This is a genomic window from Saccharopolyspora halophila, from assembly GCF_039531955.1.
In the GTDB taxonomy this organism is placed as follows: Bacteria; Actinomycetota; Actinomycetes; order Mycobacteriales; family Pseudonocardiaceae; genus Saccharopolyspora; species Saccharopolyspora halophila.
Map to the genome: position 1 here is coordinate 343944 of NZ_BAAARA010000021.1, position 23880 is coordinate 367823.

A 23880-nucleotide genomic window follows, 5' to 3' on the forward strand; every position below is an offset into this window, starting at 1 on the left:
GTTATGGACCGGCCGGAACCCGCGGCAACGGCCGGAACCGGCGATCCGAGCGCCGTGCGGTGGCTGCACAGAGGCGTGCAGCCGTGGGACAGCGGGCGGTGGCCCGCACCGGTGCCCCGGGTAGCAGGAGCGGAAGCGGAGTTGACAGCCAGTGCAGCGGTCCTGCACCAGAGCGAACACGGGGCGGCCGCGGCTATCCGCGATCGGGCCGGGCGGTTCACGATGACCGTGCCGACGACGTCGGCACGCCGACCGGCACGCCTCAACGAGGAGACGCAGATGCCAGACATCGGGATCATCGGAGCGGGCACCGCGGGCTTGCACCTCGCGCTGCTGCTCCAGCAGGCCGGGGTCCCCACCCGGATCTACACCAACCAGACCGCCGAGCAGATGGCGTCGGGGCCGCCGCAGAACAGCGTCTCGCACCACGCGCCGACGATCGCCCGCGAGAACGCGATGGGGGTGAACTTCTGGCCCGCCGAGGAGTACGGCTACCAGGTGCACTTCCACCACCTCAACGCGCCGGGCGGGCCTCCGGTGTTCCGCGGTGACTTCCTGCGGCCCTCCCGGGTGCTCGACTACCGGATCTACCTGCCGCGGTTGATGGCGGAGTACGAGGAGCGCGGCGGCACCATCGAGCAGCGCGCGATCGAACCGTCCGACTTCGAGCAGCTGGCTCGCAGGCACGACCTCGTCGTGGTCGCCGCCGGGAAGCGCTCGTTCGCCGAGTACTTCGGCGAGCGCCCGGACGTGTCGCCCTACGCCAAGCCGCAGCGGCACCTGGCGGTCGGTTTCTGGGACGGCGTCGCGCAGACCGAGCCGCGCTCGGTGACGATGAGCATCTCGCCGGGGCACGGCGAACTGCTGGACCTGCCGATCACGACCTTCGACGGCTGGGCGAGCGCGCTGCTGTGCGAGAATGTTCCCGGCGGCGATCTGGAAGCGCTGATGACGCAGAAGGAATCCGACGATCCCGAGGCGTACCGCAAGCTGACCCTGCAGAAGCTCAAGGAGCACCACCCGTCGGTCTACGAGCGCATCGACGAGTCCCGGTTCAAGCTGATGCGCCCCGGTGACGTCCTGCAAGGCGCGGTGCGCCCCGTCGTGCGCGAGGACTACCGGCTGCTCGACGACGGAACCGTGGTGCTGGCGCTGGGCGACGCGCACTGCACCGTCGACCCGGTGACCGGCCAGGGCGCCAACTCCGCGTCGTTCGAGGCGCAGGTGGCCGCCGACGCGATCATCGAGGACGGCGTGGTCGACGAGCGCTTCGCGCAGAAGGTCGCGCTGCGCCGCCGGGAGCGCGTGGACGGGCTGAGCACCTGGGTGAACACCATGATCGCCACGCCCACGCCGCCGCACCTGCAGAAGCTGATCGGCGCGATGTCCGAGATGCGCACGCTCTGCGACGAGTTCACCGAGAACTTCAGCTACCCGCACCGCAACGGCGACATGGTGGCCACCCCGGAGCGCGTGGACGCCGCGATCGCCCGGCACGCCGCGATCGGCAACGACCCGACTGACCGGAAGGCCTTCTGATGCACAAGCTCCTGGTCCTGTACCCGCACCCGAGAGACCCGGAGGCGTTCCGGGAGTACTACGAGACCACCCACCTGCCGCTGGCCGCGCAGCTGCCGGGCGTGCTCGCCTGGCGCTACAGCTTCGACGTGCACGGCGAGCCGGAGAGCCCGTACTTCGCGATCTTCGAGGCCGAGTTCGCCGACGCCGAGGCGCTGGCGGCCGCGATGGCCTCACCGGAGGGGAAGGCCGTGCAGGCCGACGTGCCCAACTACGCCACCGGCGGAGCCGTCGTGCTGGACTACCCGCTCGTTACGCGCTGACGGAGTTGGACGACTCGCCGCGCCGCGTCTTTTCCAGCGCGGCGCGGCGAAACGCGCTGGGAGCCATGCCGACCTGCTGGCGGAAGGTCCGCGAGAAGTGCGAGGCGTCCGGATAGCCCCAGCTGGTGGCGATCTCGGCGATGGGCCGGTGCGCGTGCATCGGATCGCCGAGCTCGCGGCGGATGGCCTCGATCCGCTGTTCCCGGATCCAGGCCGAGACCGTGGTGCCCTGCTGGTGGAACAACCCGTGCAGGTGCCGGGTGGAGATGTAGGCGGCGCGCGCGATGTTGTCCGGGTTGAGCTCGCTGTCGCCGAGGTTGTCCAGGATGTGCTCCCGGATCCGCAGCATCAGCGACAGGTGCTCGCGGTCTCCCTCGGTGGTGCGCGAGAGCGCGGCCGTGCTCAGCAGGGCGGAGATGAGCTCCACCGCGGTGCGAACCACCCGCGCGGCGGCGGGCCCCTCCAGCGAGGCGAAGTCGCTGGAGATCTCGGTCAGCAGCGGGGTGACCAGCCTGGTCAGGCATTCCTCCGGGCCCAGCGAGATCGCGGTGATCGCGCGGACGTGGTCGGGGCTGGCGTCGATCAGATCGCGCGGGAACATGATCACCACGGCGTCCACCGGATCGGCGAAGCGCAGGTCGTAGGGCCGCGCGGTGTCGTAGACGCTGATGCTGCCCGGCAGCATCAGCGCCCGGCGGTTGTCCTGCACCAGCTCGCCGGTGCCCTCCAGCATCAGGGTGATCTTGTAGAACAGCCGCTCGGAGGCGTCGATGAGCGCCCGGGTGCGGTGCACCTCGTGCGGGGTGACCCGCAGCCGGGAGAAGAAGACGTCGTCGACGACCCGGCCGCGGATGTTGCCCGCGAACCGCCCGTCGCTGAGATCGTCGACCACCAGCGGGACGAACGAGGAGGACGTCACCCGCTGCCAGGCGAGCACCGACTCGGTCGCGAACGCGACCGGGGGCAGGGCGGTCCCGGCCCGAGGCCCGGAGACCGGTGGTGATGCGGTCATGCGCCCTCCTTCGACCTCGGCGGCGAGAATTGCCCTGCATTAAAACCGCCCGCGCCCGTCCTTGGCCAGTACCGACCCGGGCCGCACCCCCGGCGAGCGGCCCGGGCCCGGACCTCAGCCGCTGATCACCTTCGGCACCGATACCGCCTTGAGCCCTTCGGCGCCGAACTCCAGGCCGTAGCCGGAGCCCTTGATGCCGCCGAACGGAACCATCGGGTGGATCCCGCCGTGCTGGTTGATCCACACGGTGCCCGCAGCCACGCGCTTGGCGACCTGCCTGGCGCGCTCGGGATCGGCCGACCAGACCGAGGCGCCGAGTCCCGCGTCCAGCGCGTTCGCCCGCTCGATCGCCTCGTCGAGATCGGTGTAGCGCACGACGGGCAGCGCGGGCCCGAACTGCTCCTGCACGACCAGCGGCTGCCCCGGGGCGATGTCGGTGACCAGGGTGGTCGGGTAGAAGTTGCCCGGCAGCTCGCGGTCCGGATCGCCGCCGAGCACCACGCGCGCCCCGGCGGCCTTCGCCCGCTCCACCAGGTCGTCGACGATGCCGAACTGCTGCCGGGTGGTCAGCGGTCCGAGCACGTTGCGCTCGTCGATGCCGGGCCCCATCGGAGTCTTGGCTGCGAGGTCGGCCAGCGCCTCCACGACCGCGTCGTGCACGTCGTCGTGGACGTAGAGGCGCTTGAGGCAGGCGCAGGTCTGACCGGTGTTGATGAACGCGCCCCAGAACAGGTCCTCGGCGATGGCCTCCGGTTCGGCATCGGGCAGCACGATGCCGGGATCGTTGCCGCCGAGCTCGAGGGTGAGCCGGGGGAGGTGCTCGGCGCTGCCGCGCACGATCGCTTTCCCGGTGCGGGTGGAACCGGTGAACATGATCTTGCCGAAGGCGGGGTGGGCGGTCAGCGCCTCGCCCATCGCGCGGTCGCCGGACAGCGCGGTGAGCACCCCGGGCGGCAGCACCCGGTTCACGATCTCCACCAGTGCCAGCACCGACAGCGGGGTGTGCTCGGAAGGCTTCATGACCACCGCGTTGCCCATGCGCAGCGCGGGCGCGAACTGCCAGGTGGCGATCATCGCGGGCCAGTTCCACGGGCCGATCGCCCCGACCAGGCCGACCGGTTCGTAGTCGAGGGTCGCGCTGCCGTGCTCGCCGTCCAGCAGCTGCTCGGTCTCCAGCGGTGTCGTGGCCGCCGCGCGCAGCCAGGTCGACACCGCGCCCGCCTCGAAGCGGCTGCCCGGGCCGTTGAGCGGTTTTCCCTGCTCGCGAGTGATGATCCCGGCGAGCGCTTCGGCGGACTCGTCGACGGCGTCGGCGGCCGCGCGCAGCAATCGGGCCCGCTCGTCGTGCCCGAGCGCGGCCCACTCGGGCTGGGCGGCTCGCGCGGTTTCGATCGCGCGGTCCAGGTGGCCGACCCCGTGCTCCGGTGCGTGGCCCACGAGCTCCCCGGTGGCCGGATCGGCGATCGGACGCCCGCGGCTGTCGGTCACCGTCGCGAGCAAGCTGTCGTAGCTGTGCATGTGTTCGCTCCTTCGTTGAACGGGCCGCGATGATTCTGGCCAGTGGCGCGCTTTCGGGCCTTGTCCTGGAACGCACGTGATTGAGCTGTGCGCGCAGACTTGCCCGCTCAGGCGCGGTTGCGCGGGTCGAGCCGGTCGGCGTTGCCGGTCGCGAACTCCACCAGCGCCGCGGCCCGGTCGTTGAGGCGCACGTCGTGCGGCCACATCATCAGCACGTTCGCGGCCGGATCCGGGGGAACGATCTCGCGCAGCGCTAGCGGCAGGCCCTCGTAGGACCGGTTGACCGCGGGCCGCTGGATGAGCACCGAGTAGCCGAAGCCGCGGGCGACCAGCGAACGGGTCAGCTCGAAGTCGGTGGTCCGCTGGACCACCCGCGGTGTTGCCCCGGACTTCGCGAACAGCTGCAGGGTGTGCTGCGCCGCGGGCGGCAGGTCCAGCATCACCATCGGTTCGGCGGCCAGGTCGGTGATCGACACGCTCTCGCCCTGCGCGAGGTGGTGCTCGGCGGGCAGCAGCGCGTAGGGCGGCGCGCTGTAGAGCAGCACCGAGTCCAGCCCTTCCGGCAGCCCGATGTCGTAACCGATGGCCAGGTCGAGCCCGCCGGTGAGCAACCGGTGCGGCAGCTCGGCCTGGCTGCCGGTGACCATCGTCAGCTCCACCCGCGGATGGTTCTCGCGAACCCATTCCATGAGGGTGGGGACCACCGTCGGCGCGACGGTGGAGTAGCAGCCCAGCACCAGCGGCCCGACGAGCTCGTCGCCGCCGCCCGCGGCCGCCAGTTCCAGCTCGTCGGCCTCGTGCAGCAACCCGGCGATCCGCTCGTGCAGGTAGCGCCCGGTCGGCGTGAGCGTGATGCCGTGGGCCTTGCGGCGAACCACGAGCTGGGTGCGCAGCACCCGTTCCAGTTCGGTCAGCGCCGAGGCCACCGCCGTGGGCGTGACGTGCAGGTCGGCCGCGGCCGAGGAGATCGACCTCGCCTCGGCCACGGCGGCGAAGTACTCCAGCTGCCTCAAGGTGTAGGTCGGCATGGATCTGAACCTCGGTTGTGCTTGGTGGAAGGTTATTTGAACTTTACGTGCGGAGGTGGTTCGGATCACTCTGGAGCCATCCGGCGAGGAGGTCAACGATGGCTGCGAACACGACCGAGGCACGGACGATCCCGACCGCGGATTGGGTGGAGATCCCGGCCCTGCACGCCGACCCTTACCCGATCTACCGGCGACTGCGGCAGCAGGCCCCGGTCCACTGGGTCCCGGCCGTCAACCGCTACCTGGTAGTCGGGCACGAGGCCTGCCACACCGTCGAGCAGGACCAGGAGCGGTTCTCCGCCGACGAGAGCGAGTCGTTGATGAAGCGCGCCATGGGGCACAGCATGCTGCGCAAGGATGACCCGGAGCACGATGCCGAGCGCAAGGCCTACGGAGGCGTCCTGCGGCCCAAGGCGATCAAGCAGCAGTGGGAAGCGATCTTCCAGCGCAACCACCGCACGCACGCGGCCCGGTTGCGCGCGGCCGGGCCGGGAGCGGATCTGGTCGCCGAGTACGCGGCGCCCTGCGCGGCCGAGAACCTGCGGATGGTCCTCGGGCTCGCCAACGCGACCCATCGGGATCTGCAGCGCTGGTCGCAGACCATGATCGACGGGACCGGCAACTACGCCGACGACCCGCAGGTGTGGGCCGAGGCCGAGCGCTCCTCGCGCGAGGTCGACGAGGCCATCGACGAGATGCTGCCCGTGCTGCGCGGCGAACCCGACGGCAGCCTGCTGGCTACCCTCGGCGCCTCCGGGATGCCGCTGGAATCGCTGCGCGCCAACTTCAAGATGACCATCGGTGGCGGTCTCAACGAGCCGCGCGACGCCATCGCCACGACGACGTGGGCCCTGCTGTCCCACCCGGAACAACTGGCGAGCGTGCTGGCCGGGCAGCGCTGGTCGGAGGCATTCGAGGAGTCCATCCGCTGGGTGGCCCCGATCGGCATGTACCCGCGCCAGGCGACCCGGGACACCGAGCTGGCCGGTATGGCGGTGCCCCGCGGAGCCCGCCTCGGGGTCGTGGTCGGGGCGGCCAACCGCGATCCCGAGGTCTTCGAGGACGCGGAGTCCTACGACATCGACCGCCCGCGCAAGCCGCACCTGGCCTTCGGCGGCGGCAACCACTTCTGCGCCGGGGCCTGGGTGGCCCGGTCCTCGGTCGTGCGCGTCGCGCTGCCGCGGTTGTTCGCCGAGTTCCCCGGGCTGCGGCTCGACCCCGCGCAGCGACCCGCGGTGGGCGGCTGGGTCTTCCGCGGCGTGCTGAAACTGCCCGTGCACTGGGACTGAACCCAGCCGTGGCCGCTCGAGCCGCGGATCCCGCAGCCCGGCGGCGTCCGAAGTTCCGCTCCCGGCACCGCCACGCAAACCCCGAACTGAAACATCTCCTGGAGGAGCACCGATGCCGAAGGTCACCTTCCACCACGGCGGCAACACGCGCACCGTCGATGTCCAACCGGGCGGTAATGTCATGCGCGCCGCCGTGCAGCACGGCGTCGCGGGGATCGTCGGGGAATGCGGCGGTCAGGCGATGTGCGCGACCTGCCACGTCTACGTCCGCGAGCCCTACCAGGACCTGCTGCCGCCGATCGGGGAGGACGAGGAGGAAATGCTCGAGTGCACCGCCGCGCCTCGCGACGAGGCGCGCAGCCGTCTCGGTTGCCAGCTGCGCCTCGGCGACGGCCTGGAGGAGGTGGCGGTCGATGTCCCCGAGTCCCAGCTCTGAACCCCGGGTGGTGGTCGTCGGTGCCGGGCACGCCGGAGTGCAGGTCGCCGACGCGCTGCGCGGGAACGGGCACACCGGACCCATCACCATCCTCGGCGAGGAACACCACCCGCCCTATCAGCGACCGCCGCTGTCCAAGGAGCAGCTGGCCGCGGAGGAGGTCTCCGACCAGCCGCTGCGCGGGCGGTCGCACTTCGCCGAACACGACATCGAGCTGCGCACCGGCGTGGCCGCCACCGCGCTGGACCGGCGCGAGCGCGCGGTCGCGCTCTCCGACGGCGGCGAGCTCCGCTACGACGCGCTCGTGCTCGCCACCGGAGCGGACAACCGGCGGCTCGACGTCCCGGGCGCGGAACTGGGCGGCGTGCACACCTTGCGCACCCGCACCGACGCCGATTCGCTGCGCGCCGCGCTGCTCGAGGCGAGCTCGGTGCTCGTCCTCGGCGCCGGGTTCATCGGACTGGAGTTCGCCGCGGTGGCGCGCGAGCAGGGCAAGGCCGTGACGGTGCTCGAAGCCGCCGAATTGCCCCTCACCAGGGCGCTCTCCCCGGACGCGGCCTCCCACGTCGCCGCCGCGCACCGCGGCGCGGGAACCGAACTGCGCTGCGGCGAGCCGGTTTCGCGGTTGACCGGCGAGAACGGACGCGTCTCCGGTGCGATCGGCGCGTCCGGAACGCACTACCGCGCGGACCTGGTGCTCGCCGGCATCGGGGTCGCACCGCGCGTGGAACTCGCCGAGCGGGCCGGGCTGGAGGTGGCCGACGGGATCGTCGTGGACGAGAACCTGCGCACCTGCGATCCGGCGATCTACGCGATCGGCGACTGCGCGAACCACCCGAACGCGCAAGCGGGCATCCGCACCCGGCTGGAATCGGTGCAGAACGCCATGGACCAGGCCCGGCACGTCGCCTCGGCCGTCCTCGGGCGGGAGGGCGCCTACCGGGACCTGCCCTGGTTCTGGAGCGTCCAGGGCGACGTCAGGCTGCAGATCGCCGGATTGCGGATGCCCGGAGACGACGACGTCGTCCTGGGCGATCCCGCCGATGGGCGGTTCTCGGTGTGCTGCTTTCGCGACGGCAGGCTCGTCGCGGTGGAATCGGTGAACCGGCCCGCCGATCACGTGGCCGCCCGCCGACTGCTGCCCGCCGATCGTCTGCCGACTCCGGAAGACCTCGACGACCCGGACTTCAGCCTCAAGGGGTTCGCGCGCGAGGTCGCCGCGGCTCGGTGAAACCGGTTCGTGCGAAACCGGTTTCACCGGTGAATCAGCTCGCGAGGAACTCGAGGGCGGCGTCCTTGAAGCGTCGGCTGGACACGGCGTTGAGGTGGTTGCGGCGGCCCAGGGAGACGAACGGCGCGCCCAGCTCGCCCGCGAAGGACTCCGCGTCGTGGGCGATCTCGTCGAGCTCGCCCGCCGCGAACAGCGCGGGTGCGGGCGGTTCGCCCTCCAGTCCGTGACCGGCCACGCCGTCGATGCAGGCGTCGGGCTGGTCGCCGGAGAGGGCCTCTCGCACGCGCAGCATGTTCTCGCGCGCAGCGCGGGAACCGCCGATCCCGCCCAGCACGAGCCTGCCGACGCGGCCGGGGGCCAGCCGGGCCAGCGCCCAGCCCACCAGCCCGCCCATCGAGTAGGTCACCACGTCCACCGGCGGCACCTCGGCGGCCTCGAGCGCGCAGAGCACGTCCCGCGCGAGCGCGTCCGGCGCGTACCCCGACGAGGCCCGCTCGCTGTTGCCGTGCCCGCGCAGGTCGACCAGGACGTGCCCGCGCTCGCCCACCGCGCGCACCCACCCGGTTCGCTCCCACGTCGCCTCGTGCTCGGAGGCGAAACCGTGCAGGAACAGCACCGGGCGCGGACCCGGTGCGCACTCGTACCAGATCTTGGCGCCGTCGGCCGCGGTCGCGAACACGATCAGTCCTCCGGCGGGGTCAGGCGCACGCGGCGCTGCGGCTTCGCGTCCTCGGGCACGGTTCCCACGATCCCGGCCCGGTCCTCCACCTCGAAGGTCACCAGCGGATCGCCCACCGAGAGCTCCTCGCCGTCGCCGACGTGCAGCTTCGCCACGCGCCCGGACCGCGGCGAGGGGATCTCCACCGACGACTTGGTGGTCTCCAGCTCGACCAGCGGTGCGTTGCGCTCCACCCGATCGCCCTCGGCGACGAGCCATTCCAGCACCTGCGCGCTGATCAGGCCCTCGCCGAGGTCGGGGAGCGGAAAGGTCTCTTCAGCCACGGCGGTACTCCAAGGTGGTCTGCACGGCGGTCAGGATGCGGTCGGCGCTGGGCAGGTACTCGTCCTCCAGCGCTCCGGACGGGTAGGGCACGTCGAACCCGGTCGCCCGCTGGACGGGCGCTCGCAGCTCGCCGAAGCAGTGCTCGGTGATCAGCGCGGAGACCTCGGCGCCGAGACCGGCGGTCAGCGGGGCCTCGTGCACGACGACGGCGCGGCGGGTGCGCGCGATGGACTCGGCGAGCCCTGCGGTGTCGATGGGTTTGAGCCACCGCAGGTCGAGCACCTCCAGCTCGACGCCGTCCTCCGCGGCCAGCTCGGCGACCTGCTCGCAGCGCGAGACCATGGCGCCCCAGGCGATGAGCGTGGCGTGCTTGCCGGACCGGACGATCCGGCTGCGGCCGACGGGCGCGGGAGCGACCTCCTCGGTCGGGTCGAACGATTCCCGCTGCCAGTAGCGGGACTTGGGCTCCATGAAGATCACCGGGTCCGGGTCGGCGATCGACTGGCGCAGCAGGTGGTAGCCCTCGGACGGCGTCGACGGGGCGACGACCTTGAGCCCGGGCACGTGCGCGAACAGCGCCTCCAGGCTCTCGCCGTGGTGCTCCGGCGCGCGAATCCCGCCGAAGCTCGGCAACCGCAAGGTGATCGGCATGCTCAGCGCGCCCCGGCTCCGGTAGTGCATGCGCGCCACCTGGTTGACGATCTGATCGATCGCCGGATAGCTGAACCCGTCGAACTGGATCTCCGGAACGGGACGCCAGCCGGCCATAGCGAGCCCGACGGCCGTCCCCATGATGGCCGATTCGGCGAGCGGGGTGTCGAACACGCGTTGCGCGCCGAACTTGTCCTGCAGTCCGTCGGTCACGCGGAACACGCCGCCGAGCGCGCCCACGTCCTGACCGAAGATCAGCACGCGATCGTCGTCCTCGCAGGCGTGACGCAGCGCGGTGTTGAGCGCCTGCTGCAGCGACAGCTCAGGCATCCTGCGACTCCTTCCAGGCGCGCTGCTGCTCGAGCAGGGCGGTCGTCGGCTCGCGGTAGACGAAGGTGAACAGCTCCGCGGCGGGTGGCGCGGGCAGGCCGCGCAGCTTCTCGGCGGTCTCCCGCGCGACCGCGACCGCGTGCTCCTCGGCGGCGGACACGTCCTCGGCGGCGAGCGAGCGCGCGGCGCGCGCGATCGGATCCGCCTCCGCCCAGGAGCTCTCCTCGGCAGCGCTGCGGTAACGGCCGGGATCGTCCGATGTGGAGTGCGGACCCATGCGGTAGGTCATCGCCTCGATGACCGCCGGGCCACCGCCGGTGCGCGCGCGTTCGAGCGCGGCCAGCGTCGCCTCGTGCACGGCCGCGACGTCGTTGCCGTCCACGCGCACGCCTTCGATGCCGTATCCCGCGGCGCGGTCGGCGACGGATCCGCCCGCCACCTGCTCGGTGGTGGGCATCGAGATCGCCCACCCGTTGCTCTGGCAGAAGAACACCACCGGAAGCCGGTAGACACCTGCGAAGTTCATCGCCTCGTGGACGTCGCCCTGCGAACTGGCGCCGTCGCCGAAGTAGGCGAGCGCGGCGCCGCCGGTGTCGTCCAGCTGCGCGCCCATGGCCCAGCCGACCGCGTGGGTCACCGGTCCGCCGACGACGGCGTTGAACGGCGCGAGGCGGGTGGCGCTCGCGTCGTAGAGGCCGCCGTGCCAGATGTTGAGGTGGGTGGCCATGTAGGCGACGAGGTCGACGCCCATCGCGACGGCCGCGCCCAGCTCGCGGTAGGTGGGGAAGGCGAAGTCGCGCGTCAGGTCCAGCGCCGCCGCGCTGCCGACCTGAGCGGCCTCCTGGCCCCTGGCCGGTGCGTACGCGGGCAGCACCCCCTGCCGCTGCAGCGCGGTCGCCTCCTCGTCGAGTCGGCGCGCCACCAGCATCAGGCGAAAGAGCTCGCGGAGGTCTGCGTCGTCCATGCCCAGGAGCGTGCGCACGGGGGACCGATCATGCAACAGTGCCGTTTCGTGCTGGGCACTGTGCCCACTTTGCCGCACCCCGCCGGTCCGGAGCTGGGCAAGTTGTACAGCGCTGGGACGGTGTTCCTCCGTCCGTGGGCGATGCCCCTCCAGTCCGGGCAGCCGGCCACGTCTGGGATCCGAGACGGCGTGCGCGGCTGTGGTGTTCCCCGTCGACGCACCTGCTGCAACGCTTCCTCGCCAACGGAGGTGGTGCACATGGCGAACGAGCAGGGCGACGAATTCGTGGCGGCGTCCGGAACGGAGGTGCCGATGTGGAGGTTCTTCGTCTACAGCCCGTTGGGGGCGTTCGCGTTCTTCGTGCCGCTCGAGATCGGCGGTGAGCGTTCGATTCTCCTCGATCACCTGGTGACGGCGATCGAGTCCGGAGTGCCGAGCGCGCTGCCGTACTACGCGCTCGTCGTGATCCTCGCCGGTGCCGTCCACCCGTTCGTCAGTGGAACGTGGCGGAAATCCCCTGTTTCCGTTGTTTTCTCGCTGTTCAAGGTGATCGGGTTCGTGGTGGGCGCGATGCTCGTGCTGCGCGTCGGACCGGCGTGGCTGCTCGCGGAGAACATGGGCCCGTACCTGTTCGACAAGCTGGTCGTTCCGGTAGGGCTGCTGGTGCCGATCGGCGCGGTCTTCCTCGCGCTGCTGGTCGGCTACGGCCTGCTCGAGTTCGCCGGTGTGCTGCTCCAGCCGGTCATGCGGCCGATCTGGAAAACGCCCGGGCGTTCGGCGATCGATGCGGTCGCCTCGTTCGTCGGCAGCTACTCGCTCGGACTGCTGATCACGAACCGGGTGTACAAGGAGGGGAAGTACTCCGGACGGGAAGCCGCGATCATCGCCACCGGTTTCTCCACGGTCTCGGCGACGTTCGTGGTGGTCGTCGCGAGCACTTTGGACCTCATGGGCAGCTGGAACGTCCTCTTCGGAACATCCCTGGCGGTGACGTTCGCGGTGACCGCGGTGACCGTGCGCATCTGGCCGCTGTCGAGGATGCGCGACGAGTACTTCGCGGGCGCCGTTCCGCGGAGCGAACCGGACGACCGAGGCCGGCGGCTCGCGCGAGCCTGGGCCGAGGCGAGGGCAGCGGTCGCCGCGGCTCCGCCGCTCGGCAGGAACATCGTGCGCAACCTCAAGGACGGGACGCTGATGGCGATGGCGATCCTGCCGTCGATCCTGTCCATCGGTCTGCTTGGCATGGTTCTGGCGACCTACACGCCGGTGTTCGACTGGGTCGGCCACGTCTTCTACCCGATCACCTGGATCACGCAGGCGCCTGAACCGATGCTGGTCGCCAAGGCCGCGGCGGTGGGCGTCGCTGAGATGTTCCTGCCCGCGCTGCTGGTGACCGGGTCGTCGGCGGCGGTGAAGTTCATCGTGGCCGTCGTGTCGGTGTCCCAGATCGTCTTCTTCTCGGCCCTGGTGCCGTGCGTGGTCGCCACCGAGATTCCGATCTCGGTGTTTCGGATGGTGGTGATCTGGTTCGAACGCGTGGCGCTGTCGCTGCTCTTCGCGACCCCGGTGGCCCTGGTGCTGTTCTGACCGGTGCGCGGCATTGCCGTTGGTGCATGTGGGCTCGTATCGTTCTTCTGCTGAACGATCGGTCGGCAGAGGGACGGACGATGATGTCGGTCGGTTCCCAGGAGCAGGTCGAACCGTTCGAGGCATCCGCGTCGGCGTTGTTCGCGCCATTGCGGATCCGGCCGCTGCGGCCCGGTCCGCTCCCGAACTCGCTGCGGGCCACGATCGCGGGCGACGTGGTCGCGACGCGCATCAGGTGCGCGCCCTGCCACGTGCGGCGCTCGCCCCGGTTGATCAGCTCCGGCGACCGCGATCTCGTGAAGATCACCTTGATGACCGCCGGGCGCGCGGAGATCGAGCAGGACGGCCGGCGGAGGGGTTCCGCGGCGATGGGGCGAGCATCTCGTTGACGCGCTGGTGTCCACGGTGCTCACCGAGCTCGTGCCGGAGAAGGGCGCGGACTTCGCGGACCGGGTGCTGGCGCATTGCCTCGCCCGGCTCGACGATTCGGGGCTCACCGTCGAATCGGTCGCGCGGGCGCACCGCGTGTCCGTGCGCTACCTGCACAAGCTGTTCGCCGAGCGGTCGATGACGCCTCTCGGCGTGGATTCGCCGCCAACGGCTGGACCGGATCCGCCGGGAGCTCGTCGATCCGGCGTTCGCCGACCGCACGGCCGCGGCGATCGCCGCGAGGTGGGGCGTCTTCACCCCACGCACCTGGGTCGCGGTCTGAAGGCGGAGTTCGGGCGCACCGCGGCCGAGGTCCGGCGGGAGGGATAGCGCCCCACCCGCCGGAAGCCGCTGCCGGTCAGTCGAAGACGACGACGCCGCGCAGGTTGCGGCCCGCGTGCATGTCGTCGTAGGCCTCGGCGACCTGGTCGAGCGTGTAGGTGCTGGTCACCAGTTCGTCGAGCTTGAGCTGGCCGGCCTGGTACATGCGCAGCAGGTTCGGGATGTCCTTGCGCGGGTTGGACTCGCCGAACAGCGAGCCCTGCAACCGCTTCTGCATCAGCGTCAGGTCGCCGAGCGCGATCGGTGCTCCGACAGCGGTGATGTCGCCGAGCCCGGTGACCACCACGGTGCCCGCCTTGCGGATCGAGGCGAGCGCCTCGCCGATGTGCTCGCCCTCGACCACCCCGACGGTGACGATCGTGGCGTCGGCGCCCTGACCGTTGGTGATCGAGCGCGCGTGCTCGGCAGCCTCCTCGATGGAGGTGCAGAAGTGGGTCGCGCCGAACTGCTTGGCCCAGTCCTCCTTGGTCGCGACCGGGTCCACCGCGATGATCGTCGTCGCGCCCGCGTGCGCGGCGCCCTGCAACGCGTTGACGCCGATGCCGCCGATGCCCATCACGATCGCGGTGTCGCCGGGCTCGAGGTTCGCGGACTTGACCGCCGAGCCCCAGCCGGTCGGCACGCCGCAGCCGATCAGCGCGGCCGAGCGCAGCGGAATGCTCTTGTCGATCTTCACGACGGAGTCGATCGACACGGTCGTGTGCTCGCTGAAGGTGGAGATGCCGCACTGCTGACCGACCGGCTCGCCGTCGAGGTGCATCCGGAAGCTGGACGGATCGTCGGCGCGGGCACCGGTGAGCAGCGACGCGCCGAGGTCGCACAGGTTGGACATGCCGCGCGCGCAGAACTCGCACCTGCCGCAGGCGGGCAGGAAGGAGAACACGACGTGGTCGCCCACCGCGAAACCGGGCGTGCTCGGCCCGACGGCCGTGATGACACCGGAGCCCTCGTGCCCGCCCGCGTACGGGTAGACCCCGACCGGCACGTCACCGGTGGCGACGTGGTCATCGGAGTGGCACAACCCGGAGGCGGCGAGCTTGACGGTGACCTCGCTCTGGCGCGGGTCGTCGAGCTCGACCTCGACGGTCTCGTAGCGGCCGGGCGAGGAGCGGATGATGGACGTACGGGTGGTGATCGGCATTGATACCTCCGTTGAGACCTGCGTCGGCCTCAGTAGAGCCGCGCGGGCCGACCGCGGCAACACCGGTCGGCGGCCGGTGCTCGCCAATTCGTGCACGCGAGCCGCTGTGCTGGGGCGCGGCCCGGGAACCGGATTCGCGCGATCCGCTTCGGGTGCCGTCAGGTGAACAGCTGCAGCGTTGCGAAAGCGGTCGTGCCGATCAGCAGCGTCGAGCACAGGCCAAGCAGGACCGCTCTGCCGCCGGTGCGCACCAGGTCGGGGATGCGCACGGCGGTGCCCAGCGCGAACAGCGCTCCGGTCAGCAGCAGCGTCGTCAGCGTTCCGGCTCCGGCGAGCACCGCCTCCGGCACTTGCCCGGTGCTGCGCGCGGCGATCATGACCAGGAATCCGGCCAGGAACAGCGGGACGATCGGTGGCCGCGCGCCCGCGGTGCCAGGAGCGCGCCGGCGCTGCACGACGCCGACGGCGGCGACCATCGGCGCGAGCAGCACCACGCGGCTGAGCTTCACGGTCACCGCCGTGGCCACGGCTGCCGCGCCTGCGGGGGAGGCGGCGGCGACGACCTGGGCCACCTCGTGCACCGACAATCCGGCCCAGGCCCCCAGCGCGGGTCCGGACAACCCGAGCCGGTCGCCGAGGAACGGAACTGCGGCGATGGTCAGCCCGCCGTAGAGGGTCACCAGGGCGACTCCGGTGGCCACTTCGCGTTCGTCCGGGTCGGCGACTCCTTCCACCGCCGCGATCGCGGACGCGCCGCAGATCGAGAAACCCGTCGCCACCACGAGGTTGAGCCCCCGGGAGACGCCGAGCAGCCCGCCGATCGCGAGGGTGCCGAGGAACGTGACCACCACCGTGGTGACCACCGCCAGCAGCGATCCCGCGCCCAGACCGGTCAATTGCCCGAGGGACAGCTGCAGGCCGAGCAGGACCACCCCGACGCGGAGCAGTTTGCGCATCGCCCAGGTCAGCCCGACCCGAGCGGTGGACGGCAGGAACGGCAGGTGGCTGGTGATGACGCCGAGCACCACGGCCACGATGAGCGCGCTCAGGGCCGGTAGCGCGAGGCTGATCGCGTACGCCGCCGCGACGCCGAGCGCGGTCACTCCGAGACCGGGCGCCAGCCTGGCGAGGGCCGGTGGACGGGGCGGTAATCGTCGCGCGAGCCTCGAGGTGGTGGCGGTCATGCCGGTAAGACTGGTCGGCATGGCCCCGGCGCGGTAGCCGTCGTCCGGCGAGGTGCTCATACCCTGTGGTTATGACCGTTGACGTGGAATCCCTGCGCCTGCTCGTGCTGGTGCGCGATCTGGGCAGCCTCGGGCGAGCCGCCGAGGAGCTGGGCATCGCGCAGCCGTCGGCGAGCAAGCGGATGTCCACCCTGGAGCGTCAGCTCGGGCTGGTGCTGCTGGAACGCACGCGGCGCGGTTCCGAGCTCACCGGCTCCGGGCGGGTGGTGGTCGGCTGGGCTCAGCGGGTGCTCGACGAGCTGGAGGGCCTGCGCACCGGTGCCGAGGCGCTGCGGGCCGAGCGGGACGCCGAACTGCGCGTGGCCGCCAGCATGACCCTCGCCGAGCACTTCGCGCCGGTGTGGGTCGGCGAGCTGCGCCGCCTGCGGCCCGACGTGTACATGGGGTTGCAGGTGAGCAACTCCGAACACGTCGTGGAGCTCGTCACCGCAGGCGAAGTGGATCTCGGATTCATCGAGTCGCCGAGCGTCCCGAAGGGACTGTCCAGCCGGGAGGTGGCCGCGGACCGGCTGGTGGTCGTGGTCTCCCCGCAGCATCCGTGGGCGCGGCGCCGGCGTTCGCTGCGCCCCGCCGAGCTCGCGGCGACGCCGCTGGTGGTGCGCGAGCCCGGGTCGGGCACCCGCGAGACCGTCGAGCTGGCGCTCGCGGCCGCCGGTGCGGGGAGCTTGCAACCGCACGTCGAGCTCGGATCATCAGCCGCGGTGCGCAGCGCGGTGATCGCGGGGACGGGGCCTGCGATCATCAGCGAGCTCGCCGTGGCGACCGACCTGGCGGACGGCAGGCTCGTCCGGGTCCTGGTCGACGGTGTCGATTTCTCCCGGACCTTGCGCGCCGTCTGGCCGGGCGGGCATCGCCTGCTCGGACCTGCCGCCGAGCTGCTGGCGCTGACCACCCGCGATGGGTCCGCGCGAAACGATCCCTGAGCCGCGTCAGCGCAGCAGCGCCACCAGGAAGTTCGAGTCCTCGGCGAAGGGGCGCAGATCCCAGGTGGACAGCAGCAGGTCGGGCTGGAGATCGGCGGCCGCGGCGTCGTCGAGGAACTCGCTGAAACCGTAGTCGCGGTCGGCGCCGAAACCGATGGCGGCGCGGCCGCCTCGGGACAGGTGCGCGCGGAGCCTGCGCAGCACCTCGCGGCGGGTGCTCGGGGCGAGGAAGGGCATCACGTTGCCCGCGCAGACGATCGCGTCGAACGAGCCGGTGATGCCCTGCGCGGGCAGGTCGAGCTCGGCGAGATCGCCGACGAGCCACTGCGGTCCGGGGTGATCCTCCCGGGCGGCCTCGATCAGGGTCGGGTCGACGTCCACCCCGACGACGTCGTGACCGGCCCGGGCGAGCGCCCCGCCGATGCGGCCGGGACCGCAGCCCGCGTCGAGGATGCGGGATCCCCGCGCCACCATGGCGTCCACGAGCCGGGCCTCGCCGACGATGTCCTCGCCCTGGCGCGCCATGGAGCGGAAGCGCTCGACGTACCAGGCGGAGTGGCCCGGGTCGGCCGCGACCTTGCTCATCCAGATGCTCTGCTCAGCCATGCCTCGCATTGTCCTCGACGGGACGGGCGGAACCGACGCGGCCTGCCGCGGACGCGGGGCCTCGCGAATCGCGAGATCGCGTTCGCGCTGTGACAGTGGCGCGAGACGCCAGTGCTGCCACGACCGACGACGTGAGGTGCGAGCTGTGTCCGATCAGCGCGTCGAGTTCTTCTTCGACCCGATCTGCCCGTTCTGCTGGGTGACCGCGCAATGGGTGCGCGGCGTCGCCGCCCAGCGGCCGCTGCGGGTGCGCTGGCGGCCGCTGGCGCTGAAGGTGCTCAACGAGCCGATCGGTTACGAGGGCAAGCCCGCGGCCTACCCGGAGGCGCACGAGCGCGGGCTGGAGATGCTGCGCGTGGTCGCGGCGGCCCGCGCCGAGCACGGCGAGGACGTGGTCGGGGAGCTGTATCGCGCGCTGGGCGAGGCGGTCTGGAACGTCGCGCCGCCGGAGGAGGCGAGCTTCGAGGCGGTGCTGGCCAGCACCGCCGCACCCCGCGACCTGATGGCCGCGCTGGACGCGGCCGGCCTGCCCCGCGGACTCGCCGATGCCGCGCACGACCCGGCGTGGGACACCGGTCTGCGCAGCGAGACCGAGGAGGCCGTGCAGCGAGCCGGGGGCGGCGTGGGAACGCCGATCCTGTCCTTCGACCCGCCGGACGGCCCGGCCCTCTTCGGCCCCGTCATCGACCGCGCGCCGGACGAGGCGGAGGCCGTGCGCCTGTGGGACGCGGTCGAAACGCTCGCCCGCTGGCCCGGATTCGCCGAGCTCAAGCGCAGTCTGCGCAACTTCCCGGACACACCGCTGAGCTCCCGCATCGCGGGGCGGGACACCCAGGTGCGGTGACCCGCTCGCCGAGCGCTACCCACCGGGCCGGAGCTGCTTGGTGAGCAGGTGCGCCTCCTTCAGCAGCAGCGCGCCGAGGTGGGGCCTGCGGTTCGAGCGGAAGCGCGACTCGACACCGGTGATGGTCAGCGCCCAGGAGGGCTTCCCGTGCCGGTCGAACACCGCCGCGGCCATGCCCCAGCTGTCTTCGACGACCAGGCCGGGGTTGACGGAGTAGCCGCTCCGCCGGGTGCGGTCGATCCGCTCCCGGACGGCGTCCTGGGCGTGCTCCTCGCCCCAGCGGGCCGCGAGGTCGGTGCGGGCGAAGTAGGCGTCGATCTCGGCGTCGGTGAGCATGGCGAGCACGACCAGGCCCGCGGAGACCACGCCGAGCGGGAACCGAGCGCCCTCGTGGAGCACGAACGACCGGATCGGGAAGTCGCCGTCCTCGCGGAGCAGGCAGACCGTCTCGTCGCCGCGGTGCGCGGAGAAGAACGCGCTCTCGCCGGTGGCCTCGGCGAGGCGCCGCACGCTGTCGCGGGCCAGTGCCGTGACGTCGTAGCGCTGCGCCGCGACCTCTCCCAGCAGGTACAGCTCCGGTCCCAGGAACCAGCGGCCGTTGGCCCGGTCGCGGTCCACGTACCCCTGGGCGTCGAGCGCGGTGAGCAGGCGGTGCGTGGTGGGGCGCGCGAGCTCGGTCGCGCCCGCGATCTCGGTGGTCGTCGCGCCGCGCTGCTGGAACCCGGACAGCGCTCGCAGCACCGCCGCGATGCGGCCGGTGACGTCTCCGGGAGGCGAATCCATACCGCGAAGCATACGTCCGCTCAGTGAACGCCGTGACCGGTCGCGTTTGAACACCGAGAACTTCCGCGGGCCGAAGTAGCTGCTCGTTGACTGGCAGGTGCGGATCGCATGGACTTCCGGAACTGCTCGTTCAACGGACACCTGGAGGATGATTCGTGCCGGTTCTGCACAGCGGAGCCGTCGCGGCGCTCGCCGGAGCGCTCGCGGACGGCCAGACCATCGCCGTCGGGGGCTTCGGTCTCAGCGGCATCCCGAGCGATCTGATCGAGGCGGTGCGCGACTCCGGCGCGCGGGAGCTGACGATCGTGTCCAACAACATGGGCGTCGACGGCAGCGGTCTGGGGCTGCTCCTGGAGAAGGGGCAGGTGCGCAAGGTCGTGGCGTCCTACGTCGGGGAGAACAAGCTGTTCGCGCGCCAGTACCTCGACGGCGACCTCGAGGTCGAGCTGGTGCCCCAGGGCACGCTCGCCGAGCGGTTGCGCGCGGGTGGTGCGGGCATCGCCGCGTTCTACACCCGCGCGGGGGTGGGCAGCCCGATCGCCGAGGGCAAGCCGCACGCCGAGTTCGACGGGGTCGCCCACGTGCAGGAGCGCGCGATCACGGCGGACGTGGCGCTGGTGCGCGCGCGCACCGCCGATCCGGCGGGCAACCTCACCTACCGCCGCGCGGCGCGCAACTTCAACCCGCTCGTGGCCACCTGCGGCGAGGTGACCGCCGTCGAGGCCGAGCACCTGCTCGACGAGTTCACCGACCCGGATTCCGTGGAGACCCCCGGAGTTTTCGTGGACCACTACGTCGCGGCGCGGCCGCGCGTCAAGGAGATCGAGAAGCGCACGGTACGACCGAAGGCGGAGGTGCGGGCATGAGCTGGTCGCGGGAGGAGATGGCGGCGGTGGCCGCCGCCGAGCTGCGGGACGGCGACTACGTCAACCTCGGCATCGGCATTCCGACCCTGGTCGCCAACCACGTGCCGGACGGCGTCCGGGTGACGCTGCAGAGCGAGAACGGAATCCTGGGCCTCGGCCCGTTCCCGCTGGACGGGGAGGAGGACCCGGATCTGATCAACGCGGGCAAGCAGACCGTCACGGTCAACCCCGGCGGCAGCTTCTTCGACTCGGCGACCTCGTTCGCCATGATCCGCGGCGGGCACATCGACATCGCGCTGCTCGGCGCGCTGCAGGTCGGGGCCAACGGCGACCTCGCGAACTGGAACGTGCCCGGGGCGATGGTCAAGGGCATGGGCGGTGCGATGGATCTGGTCGTCGGCGCCAAGCGCATCGTCGTCATCACCGATCACCTCGCCAAGGACGGCAGCCCCAAGATCGTCGACCGCTGCACGCTCCCGCTGACCGGTTCGGGCGTCGTGGACCGGGTCATCACCGACATCGCCGTTCTGGACGTCACCCCGGAGGGCTTCCGGCTGGTCCGAACCGCTCCGGAGGTCACCGCAGACGACGTGCGCCGCGGCGTCGACGCTCCGGTGCTCCTGCCCGGCGGAGAGCCCGCGGCGCGGTGAGCTCCCGAAGCCCCGGGGACGCGGACCGATGTCGGCGTCCCCGGGGCGGTTCAGGCCGTGGGCAGGTCGGCGAGGCCGGGCAGGATGCCGGTCGGCCGGTGCCGCTCCAGCTCGGCCCGGGTCTGCGCGCCGGTGAGCACGCCGACGACCCGGCCCGCGCTCGCGGCGTGCCCGGCTCGGACGTCGAGCGCGGTGTCGCCGGCGACGAGGACCCGGGCCGGGTCCTGGACGCGGGTCAGCTCCATCGCCCGGTGGATCATGTCCGGGGCGGGACGTCCGGCGCCGACCTCGCAGGCGCAGACCACCGCGTCGAGCTGCAAACCGACGTGCCAGCCCACCTGGGCCAGCAGCAGATCGGTGATCTGCCGGTCGAAGCCGGTGGTCAGCACGACCCGAGCGCCGGTTTCGCGCAGCTCGGCCAGGGTCTGCGCGACGCCGGGGAACGGTGCGGGCGGGTTCTGCGCGTAGGCGGCGCCCAGGCGCGCAACGAACCGGTCGTGCAGCCGCTCCGTGGCCCGGGGGTCGCCGGTGAGCGCGCTCAGCGCGGCGCGCTTGTCCGCACCCATCCAGCGGCGCAGTTCCTCGTCCGAAGGGGCCGGGCCGTGCTCGGCGACGACCTCGGCGAGGACCCGGTAGACGGCACCGCCCTCGTCGATGGTGGTCCCGGCGATGTCCAGTGCGGCCAGAGAGATCACGGTGCGCTCCCGAGAAGTCGGCGGGCGAGGGCGGAGAGCTGGTCCACCGCGACGATCAGCACGAGCACCACGAGGATGTGGGTGAGCATCTCGTCGAACTGGAAGAGCTGGATCGACTGGTTGATCAGGAAGCCGATCCCGCCGGCGCCGACCAGACCGAGCACCAGCGAGGAGCGGACGTTGACGTCGAAGCGGTAGAGCAGCAGCCCGACCAGCTGCGGTTTCACCACCGGCAGCAGCGCCTGGGCGGCGACCTGGATGCGTCCGGCTCCCGCCGAGCGAAGCGCCTGCGCGGGACCGGGATCGGCTTCCTCCAGCGTCTCGGCCCACAGCTTGCCCATCACACCGATGTTGTGGCACAGCAGCGCCAGCACGCCCGGGAACGGGCCGAGCCCGACCGCGGTGACGAAGATCAGCGCGAAGACGACGTCGGGCACCGCGCGCAGGAAGGACAGCAGTCCTCGTGCCGTCTGGTAGATCCAGCCGGGTGCGGTGCCGCGGGTGGCGAGCAGGGCGAACACGAGCGATCCGGGCACCGAAAGGGTCGTGCCCAGCAGGCCGATCCAGAGCGTGACGATCGCGGCCGAGGCGCTCTCGGCGAGGACCTCGGAGCCGAACTCCGGGGGCACGGCTTCGGACAGGAACTCCCCCATCCCCGTGACGCCCTCCAGGAGGGCGCCCATCGACATCTCGGTGGCGTTCCAGGCGGCCACGTGCGCGGCGAGGATCAGCGCGACGACGCTCCAGCCGATGATCCGGGCGCGCAGGCGCGGCGGCTTCGGTGGAACGGGGCTGCGCGCGGGCCGTCGGACGGCGGTGGTCACGATGCGCTCTCCAGAAGTGGGTGCGGGTACAAGGATTCGACCGGCTGGTCCGCGTCGCCGTCGAGCACGACCGCGCCATCGCGCAGGCCGACGATGCGGTCGGCGTAGCGGCGCGCGAGGTCGGGCTGGTGCAGCACCGCCAGCACGGCCAGCCGCTCGGCGTGCGCGAGCTCGGCCAGCAGATCGAGGACCTGCTCGGCGGCCGCCGGGTCCAGCGCGGAGACCGGCTCGTCGGCCAGCACCACCGGCGCCCGCTGGCACAGCGCCCGCGCGATGGCCACGCGCTGCTGCTGACCGCCGGACAGGCCGGCGGCGCGGTCGTGCGCCCGGTCGGCGAGGCCGACGCGTTCCAGGCAGGCCATGGCCTCCTCGCGCAAAGCTCGGGGGAACAGCGCGGGGGTGAGCGAGCGGTGCAGCGGCAGCCTGCCCAGCGCGCCGGTGCAGACGTTGTCCAACGCGCTGCGGCTGCCCACGAGGTGAATTCGCTGGAACACCAAGGCGATGTCCAGCGGTCCGCGACCGCGGCCGTCGACGGTGACCGCGCCCTCCGCCGGGACGAGCCCGGCGGCCGCGCGCAGCATCGTGGACTTGCCCGAGCCGTTGGCGCCGAGCACGGCCAGCAGCTCGCCGGAACCGACGGTCACGTCGACCTCGTGCAGCACCCGGCGGGATCCGTAGTGGACGGTGAGTCCGGTGGCGGAGAGCATCAGGCGTCGCCTTCGGAGAGGTTGAGCGTCTTGGCCAGGTCGAAGAGCGGCTGGTAGGTGGAGCGGTCCACCGGCACCAGCGGTCCGGGCGGCGAAACGTCCAGCAGCGCCCCGATCTCGCCGATGGTGGCCGGGTCCAGGTTCAACAGCGCGTCCCGGACGGCTCGCTTGAAGGCCGGGTCCATGTCGCCGCGGACGGTGATCGGGTCGTTCGGGATCGGCTTCGAAGTCCAGATCTTGCGGTATTCGGCCGGGTCGAAGGTGCCTTCGGCCGTGGCGCTGGCCAGTTGCTGCGAGTTGATCTCCGCGGCGTCCACGGCTCCGTTGGTCAGCGCGAGCAGCGCCTCCGGGTGGCCACCGGCGTAGTCGATCTTGATGTCGTCCTCCGCGACGCCCGCGTTGGCCAGCGCCTGGCGGGGCAGGGCGTCGCCGGAGGTGGAGCCGACCGAACCGAGTGCGAGGGAGCGGTTCCGGAGTTGTGCGACCGAGGTGATGTCCGGTTTCTTCGGCACCCAGATGCCCGCGGTGTAGGTGGAGAGCCTGCGATCGGCATCGGCGAACGAGGCGACCGCTTCGGCATCGGCGCGCTGGCTGGCGAACACGTAGCCGAGCGGGCCGAAGATCGCGATGTCGAGTTCGTCGTTCTGCATCGCCAGGACCTCCGCGGAGTACTCCTGGGTGACCTGGACCTCGACCGGGCAGTCGAGCGACTTCGACAGCGCGTCGCCGAGCTTCTCGGCAGCCGGGGTGAGCCGGGCGGGATCTTCGAAGGGCTCCACGCCGAAGCGGATCTCGCCGTCCGGGCAGGTGGGCGATCCGGCGGCGGAGTCGTCCCCGCTGCCGCAGGCGGTCAGCGAGAGGGCGGCGCTCGCGACGACGGCGAGCGCGACCGGGCGGTGGAACAGGCGACGTAACGACATGGGGTCTCCCGGGATT

The 23880-nt window shown here is 71.7% G+C and carries 27 protein-coding genes; 12 read left to right on the forward strand and 15 right to left on the reverse strand.

Features of this window, described 5'->3' with window-relative positions; translation table 11 throughout:
- The first annotated feature begins 279 nt into the window (after nt 1–279).
- Both ABD289_RS22555 and ABD289_RS22560 read left to right on the forward strand, forming a co-directional pair.
- Complete coding sequence (locus ABD289_RS22555; RefSeq protein WP_344136524.1) at nt 280–1539, forward strand: styrene monooxygenase/indole monooxygenase family protein; 1260 nt, start codon at nt 280–282, stop codon at nt 1537–1539.
- Entirely contained in the window at nt 1539–1841 is a 303-nt protein-coding gene (locus tag ABD289_RS22560) for an EthD family reductase (RefSeq protein WP_344136527.1), read from the forward strand. Before ABD289_RS22555 ends, ABD289_RS22560 begins: the two co-directional genes overlap by 1 nt.
- Here the strand turns inward: ABD289_RS22560 and ABD289_RS22565 are convergent.
- The 3 genes from ABD289_RS22565 to ABD289_RS22575 all read right to left on the reverse strand — a co-directional run bounded on the left by ABD289_RS22565 (nt 1831) and on the right by ABD289_RS22575 (nt 5399).
- The gene (locus ABD289_RS22565) at nt 1831–2853 is read right to left on the reverse strand and encodes an AraC-like ligand-binding domain-containing protein (protein WP_344136530.1); all 1023 of its coding nucleotides are present in this window, start codon (nt 2851–2853) and stop codon (nt 1831–1833) included. The two genes, ABD289_RS22560 and ABD289_RS22565, sit on opposite strands and share 11 nt — an antisense overlap.
- A 114-nt stretch (nt 2854–2967) precedes the next feature.
- Complete coding sequence (locus ABD289_RS22570) at nt 2968–4371, reverse strand: aldehyde dehydrogenase family protein (protein ID WP_344136533.1); 1404 nt, start codon at nt 4369–4371, stop codon at nt 2968–2970.
- A 107-nt stretch (nt 4372–4478) separates the two neighbouring features.
- Nucleotides 4479–5399 carry a LysR family transcriptional regulator gene (locus ABD289_RS22575; RefSeq protein WP_344136536.1) on the reverse strand — a complete coding sequence of 307 codons (921 nt, stop codon included), beginning with the start codon at nt 5397–5399 and terminating at the stop codon, nt 4479–4481.
- A gap of 98 nt (nt 5400–5497) precedes the next feature.
- Between ABD289_RS22575 and ABD289_RS22580 the strand changes: the two genes are divergently transcribed.
- From ABD289_RS22580 to ABD289_RS22590, 3 genes are all read left to right on the forward strand, one after another.
- Nucleotides 5498–6688, forward strand: coding sequence for a cytochrome P450 (locus tag ABD289_RS22580; protein ID WP_344136541.1), 1191 nt, complete (start codon nt 5498–5500; stop codon nt 6686–6688).
- Between the two features lie 112 nt (nt 6689–6800).
- Entirely contained in the window at nt 6801–7124 is a 324-nt protein-coding gene (locus ABD289_RS22585) for a 2Fe-2S iron-sulfur cluster-binding protein (RefSeq protein WP_344136544.1), read from the forward strand.
- On the forward strand, nt 7102–8355 hold the full coding sequence (locus tag ABD289_RS22590; RefSeq protein WP_344136547.1) for an NAD(P)/FAD-dependent oxidoreductase: 1254 nt from the start codon (nt 7102–7104) through the stop codon (nt 8353–8355). Before ABD289_RS22585 ends, ABD289_RS22590 begins: the two co-directional genes overlap by 23 nt.
- Before the next feature lie 34 nt (nt 8356–8389).
- Here ABD289_RS22590 and ABD289_RS22595 read toward each other — a convergent pair whose 3' ends face one another.
- Genes ABD289_RS22595 through ABD289_RS22610 form a run of 4 tightly spaced genes read right to left on the reverse strand, consistent with a single transcriptional unit; the run spans nt 8390 to nt 11303 of the window.
- Nucleotides 8390–9034, reverse strand: coding sequence for an alpha/beta fold hydrolase (locus ABD289_RS22595; RefSeq protein WP_344136550.1), 645 nt, complete (start codon nt 9032–9034; stop codon nt 8390–8392).
- A gap of 2 nt (nt 9035–9036) precedes the next feature.
- On the reverse strand, nt 9037–9357 hold the full coding sequence (locus ABD289_RS22600; protein WP_344136553.1) for a biotin/lipoyl-containing protein: 321 nt from the start codon (nt 9355–9357) through the stop codon (nt 9037–9039).
- Entirely contained in the window at nt 9350–10339 is a 990-nt protein-coding gene (locus tag ABD289_RS22605; RefSeq protein ID WP_344136556.1) for an alpha-ketoacid dehydrogenase subunit beta, read from the reverse strand. The genes ABD289_RS22600 and ABD289_RS22605 overlap by 8 nt, the downstream gene beginning before the upstream one ends.
- Nucleotides 10332–11303: a thiamine pyrophosphate-dependent enzyme gene (locus tag ABD289_RS22610; protein ID WP_344136559.1), complete on the reverse strand. Its 972-nt coding sequence runs from the start codon at nt 11301–11303 to the stop codon at nt 10332–10334. Before ABD289_RS22610 ends, ABD289_RS22605 begins: the two co-directional genes overlap by 8 nt.
- Nucleotides 11304–11561: 258 nt before the next feature.
- On the opposite strand from ABD289_RS22610, the gene ABD289_RS22615 reads away from it, so the two are divergent.
- From ABD289_RS22615 to ABD289_RS22625, 3 genes are all read left to right on the forward strand, one after another.
- Nucleotides 11562–12890 carry a YjiH family protein gene (locus ABD289_RS22615; protein WP_344136562.1) on the forward strand — a complete coding sequence of 443 codons (1329 nt, stop codon included), beginning with the start codon at nt 11562–11564 and terminating at the stop codon, nt 12888–12890.
- Nucleotides 12891–12970: 80 nt separating this feature from the next.
- Nucleotides 12971–13279 (forward strand): AraC-like ligand-binding domain-containing protein, encoded by a 309-nt coding sequence (locus ABD289_RS22620; protein ID WP_344136565.1) that lies wholly within the window; start codon nt 12971–12973, stop codon nt 13277–13279.
- A gap of 7 nt (nt 13280–13286) precedes the next feature.
- A complete protein-coding gene (locus ABD289_RS22625; RefSeq protein WP_344136568.1) occupies nt 13287–13649 on the forward strand; it encodes a helix-turn-helix transcriptional regulator in 363 nt (120 codons plus the stop codon).
- Nucleotides 13650–13677: 28 nt separating this feature from the next.
- Here ABD289_RS22625 and ABD289_RS22630 read toward each other — a convergent pair whose 3' ends face one another.
- Complete coding sequence (locus tag ABD289_RS22630) at nt 13678–14802, reverse strand: NDMA-dependent alcohol dehydrogenase (RefSeq protein WP_344136571.1); 1125 nt, start codon at nt 14800–14802, stop codon at nt 13678–13680.
- Nucleotides 14803–14960: 158 nt separating this feature from the next.
- Complete coding sequence (locus ABD289_RS22635) at nt 14961–15986, reverse strand: YeiH family protein (protein ID WP_425564763.1); 1026 nt, start codon at nt 15984–15986, stop codon at nt 14961–14963.
- A gap of 71 nt (nt 15987–16057) precedes the next feature.
- Here ABD289_RS22635 and ABD289_RS22640 point away from each other — a divergent pair, with 71 nt between their 5' ends.
- Entirely contained in the window at nt 16058–16969 is a 912-nt protein-coding gene (locus ABD289_RS22640; protein WP_344136577.1) for a LysR family transcriptional regulator, read from the forward strand.
- 6 nt (nt 16970–16975) lie between these two features.
- On the opposite strand, the gene ABD289_RS22645 is transcribed toward ABD289_RS22640, so the two are convergent.
- On the reverse strand, nt 16976–17575 hold the full coding sequence (locus ABD289_RS22645) for a class I SAM-dependent methyltransferase (protein ID WP_344136580.1): 600 nt from the start codon (nt 17573–17575) through the stop codon (nt 16976–16978).
- Nucleotides 17576–17720: 145 nt separating this feature from the next.
- Between ABD289_RS22645 and ABD289_RS22650 the strand changes: the two genes are divergently transcribed.
- Nucleotides 17721–18419 (forward strand): mycothiol-dependent nitroreductase Rv2466c family protein, encoded by a 699-nt coding sequence (locus ABD289_RS22650; RefSeq protein WP_344136583.1) that lies wholly within the window; start codon nt 17721–17723, stop codon nt 18417–18419.
- A gap of 15 nt (nt 18420–18434) precedes the next feature.
- Here ABD289_RS22650 and ABD289_RS22655 read toward each other — a convergent pair whose 3' ends face one another.
- Nucleotides 18435–19202 (reverse strand): IclR family transcriptional regulator, encoded by a 768-nt coding sequence (locus ABD289_RS22655; protein ID WP_344136586.1) that lies wholly within the window; start codon nt 19200–19202, stop codon nt 18435–18437.
- A 155-nt stretch (nt 19203–19357) separates the two neighbouring features.
- On the opposite strand from ABD289_RS22655, the gene ABD289_RS22660 reads away from it, so the two are divergent.
- Together ABD289_RS22660 and ABD289_RS22665 are read left to right on the forward strand one after the other, a co-directional pair.
- Nucleotides 19358–20068, forward strand: coding sequence for a CoA transferase subunit A (locus ABD289_RS22660; protein ID WP_344136589.1), 711 nt, complete (start codon nt 19358–19360; stop codon nt 20066–20068).
- Complete coding sequence (locus tag ABD289_RS22665) at nt 20065–20718, forward strand: 3-oxoacid CoA-transferase subunit B (RefSeq protein WP_344136592.1); 654 nt, start codon at nt 20065–20067, stop codon at nt 20716–20718. Before ABD289_RS22660 ends, ABD289_RS22665 begins: the two co-directional genes overlap by 4 nt.
- A 50-nt stretch (nt 20719–20768) precedes the next feature.
- On the opposite strand, the gene ABD289_RS22670 is transcribed toward ABD289_RS22665, so the two are convergent.
- From ABD289_RS22670 to ABD289_RS22685, 4 genes are read right to left on the reverse strand one after another with little or no spacing between them, the layout of a single operon-like run.
- Nucleotides 20769–21413: a phosphonatase-like hydrolase gene (locus ABD289_RS22670; RefSeq protein ID WP_344136595.1), complete on the reverse strand. Its 645-nt coding sequence runs from the start codon at nt 21411–21413 to the stop codon at nt 20769–20771.
- Complete coding sequence (gene phnE / locus ABD289_RS22675) at nt 21410–22237, reverse strand: phosphonate ABC transporter, permease protein PhnE (RefSeq protein WP_344136598.1); 828 nt, start codon at nt 22235–22237, stop codon at nt 21410–21412. The genes ABD289_RS22670 and phnE overlap by 4 nt, the downstream gene beginning before the upstream one ends.
- Nucleotides 22234–22944: a phosphonate ABC transporter ATP-binding protein gene (locus ABD289_RS22680; protein ID WP_344136601.1), complete on the reverse strand. Its 711-nt coding sequence runs from the start codon at nt 22942–22944 to the stop codon at nt 22234–22236. The genes phnE and ABD289_RS22680 overlap by 4 nt, the downstream gene beginning before the upstream one ends.
- The gene (locus tag ABD289_RS22685) at nt 22944–23864 is read right to left on the reverse strand and encodes a phosphate/phosphite/phosphonate ABC transporter substrate-binding protein (RefSeq protein ID WP_344136604.1); all 921 of its coding nucleotides are present in this window, start codon (nt 23862–23864) and stop codon (nt 22944–22946) included. Before ABD289_RS22685 ends, ABD289_RS22680 begins: the two co-directional genes overlap by 1 nt.
- Between the last annotated feature and the right edge of the window lie 16 nt (nt 23865–23880).

Bases quoted from the DNA above. Each gene is read 5' to 3' on its own strand.
- ABD289_RS22555 (WP_344136524.1), top strand. From the start codon at position 280: ATGCCAGACATCGGGATCATCGGAGCGGGCACCGCGGGCTTGCACCTC.
- ABD289_RS22560 (WP_344136527.1), top strand. From the start codon at position 1,539: ATGCACAAGCTCCTGGTCCTGTACCCGCACCCGAGAGACCCGGAGGCG.
- ABD289_RS22565 (WP_344136530.1), bottom strand. From the start codon at position 2,853: ATGACCGCATCACCACCGGTCTCCGGGCCTCGGGCCGGGACCGCCCTG.
- ABD289_RS22570 (WP_344136533.1), bottom strand. From the start codon at position 4,371: ATGCACAGCTACGACAGCTTGCTCGCGACGGTGACCGACAGCCGCGGG.
- ABD289_RS22575 (WP_344136536.1), bottom strand. From the start codon at position 5,399: ATGCCGACCTACACCTTGAGGCAGCTGGAGTACTTCGCCGCCGTGGCC.
- ABD289_RS22580 (WP_344136541.1), top strand. From the start codon at position 5,498: ATGGCTGCGAACACGACCGAGGCACGGACGATCCCGACCGCGGATTGG.
- ABD289_RS22585 (WP_344136544.1), top strand. From the start codon at position 6,801: ATGCCGAAGGTCACCTTCCACCACGGCGGCAACACGCGCACCGTCGAT.
- ABD289_RS22590 (WP_344136547.1), top strand. From the start codon at position 7,102: ATGTCCCCGAGTCCCAGCTCTGAACCCCGGGTGGTGGTCGTCGGTGCC.
- ABD289_RS22605 (WP_344136556.1), bottom strand. From the start codon at position 10,339: ATGCCTGAGCTGTCGCTGCAGCAGGCGCTCAACACCGCGCTGCGTCAC.
- ABD289_RS22610 (WP_344136559.1), bottom strand. From the start codon at position 11,303: ATGGACGACGCAGACCTCCGCGAGCTCTTTCGCCTGATGCTGGTGGCG.
- ABD289_RS22615 (WP_344136562.1), top strand. From the start codon at position 11,562: ATGGCGAACGAGCAGGGCGACGAATTCGTGGCGGCGTCCGGAACGGAG.
- ABD289_RS22620 (WP_344136565.1), top strand. From the start codon at position 12,971: ATGATGTCGGTCGGTTCCCAGGAGCAGGTCGAACCGTTCGAGGCATCC.
- ABD289_RS22630 (WP_344136571.1), bottom strand. From the start codon at position 14,802: ATGCCGATCACCACCCGTACGTCCATCATCCGCTCCTCGCCCGGCCGC.
- ABD289_RS22635 (WP_425564763.1), bottom strand. From the start codon at position 15,986: ATGACCGCCACCACCTCGAGGCTCGCGCGACGATTACCGCCCCGTCCA.
- ABD289_RS22640 (WP_344136577.1), top strand. From the start codon at position 16,058: ATGACCGTTGACGTGGAATCCCTGCGCCTGCTCGTGCTGGTGCGCGAT.
- ABD289_RS22645 (WP_344136580.1), bottom strand. From the start codon at position 17,575: ATGGCTGAGCAGAGCATCTGGATGAGCAAGGTCGCGGCCGACCCGGGC.
- ABD289_RS22655 (WP_344136586.1), bottom strand. From the start codon at position 19,202: ATGGATTCGCCTCCCGGAGACGTCACCGGCCGCATCGCGGCGGTGCTG.
- ABD289_RS22665 (WP_344136592.1), top strand. From the start codon at position 20,065: ATGAGCTGGTCGCGGGAGGAGATGGCGGCGGTGGCCGCCGCCGAGCTG.
- ABD289_RS22680 (WP_344136601.1), bottom strand. From the start codon at position 22,944: ATGCTCTCCGCCACCGGACTCACCGTCCACTACGGATCCCGCCGGGTG.
- ABD289_RS22685 (WP_344136604.1), bottom strand. From the start codon at position 23,864: ATGTCGTTACGTCGCCTGTTCCACCGCCCGGTCGCGCTCGCCGTCGTC.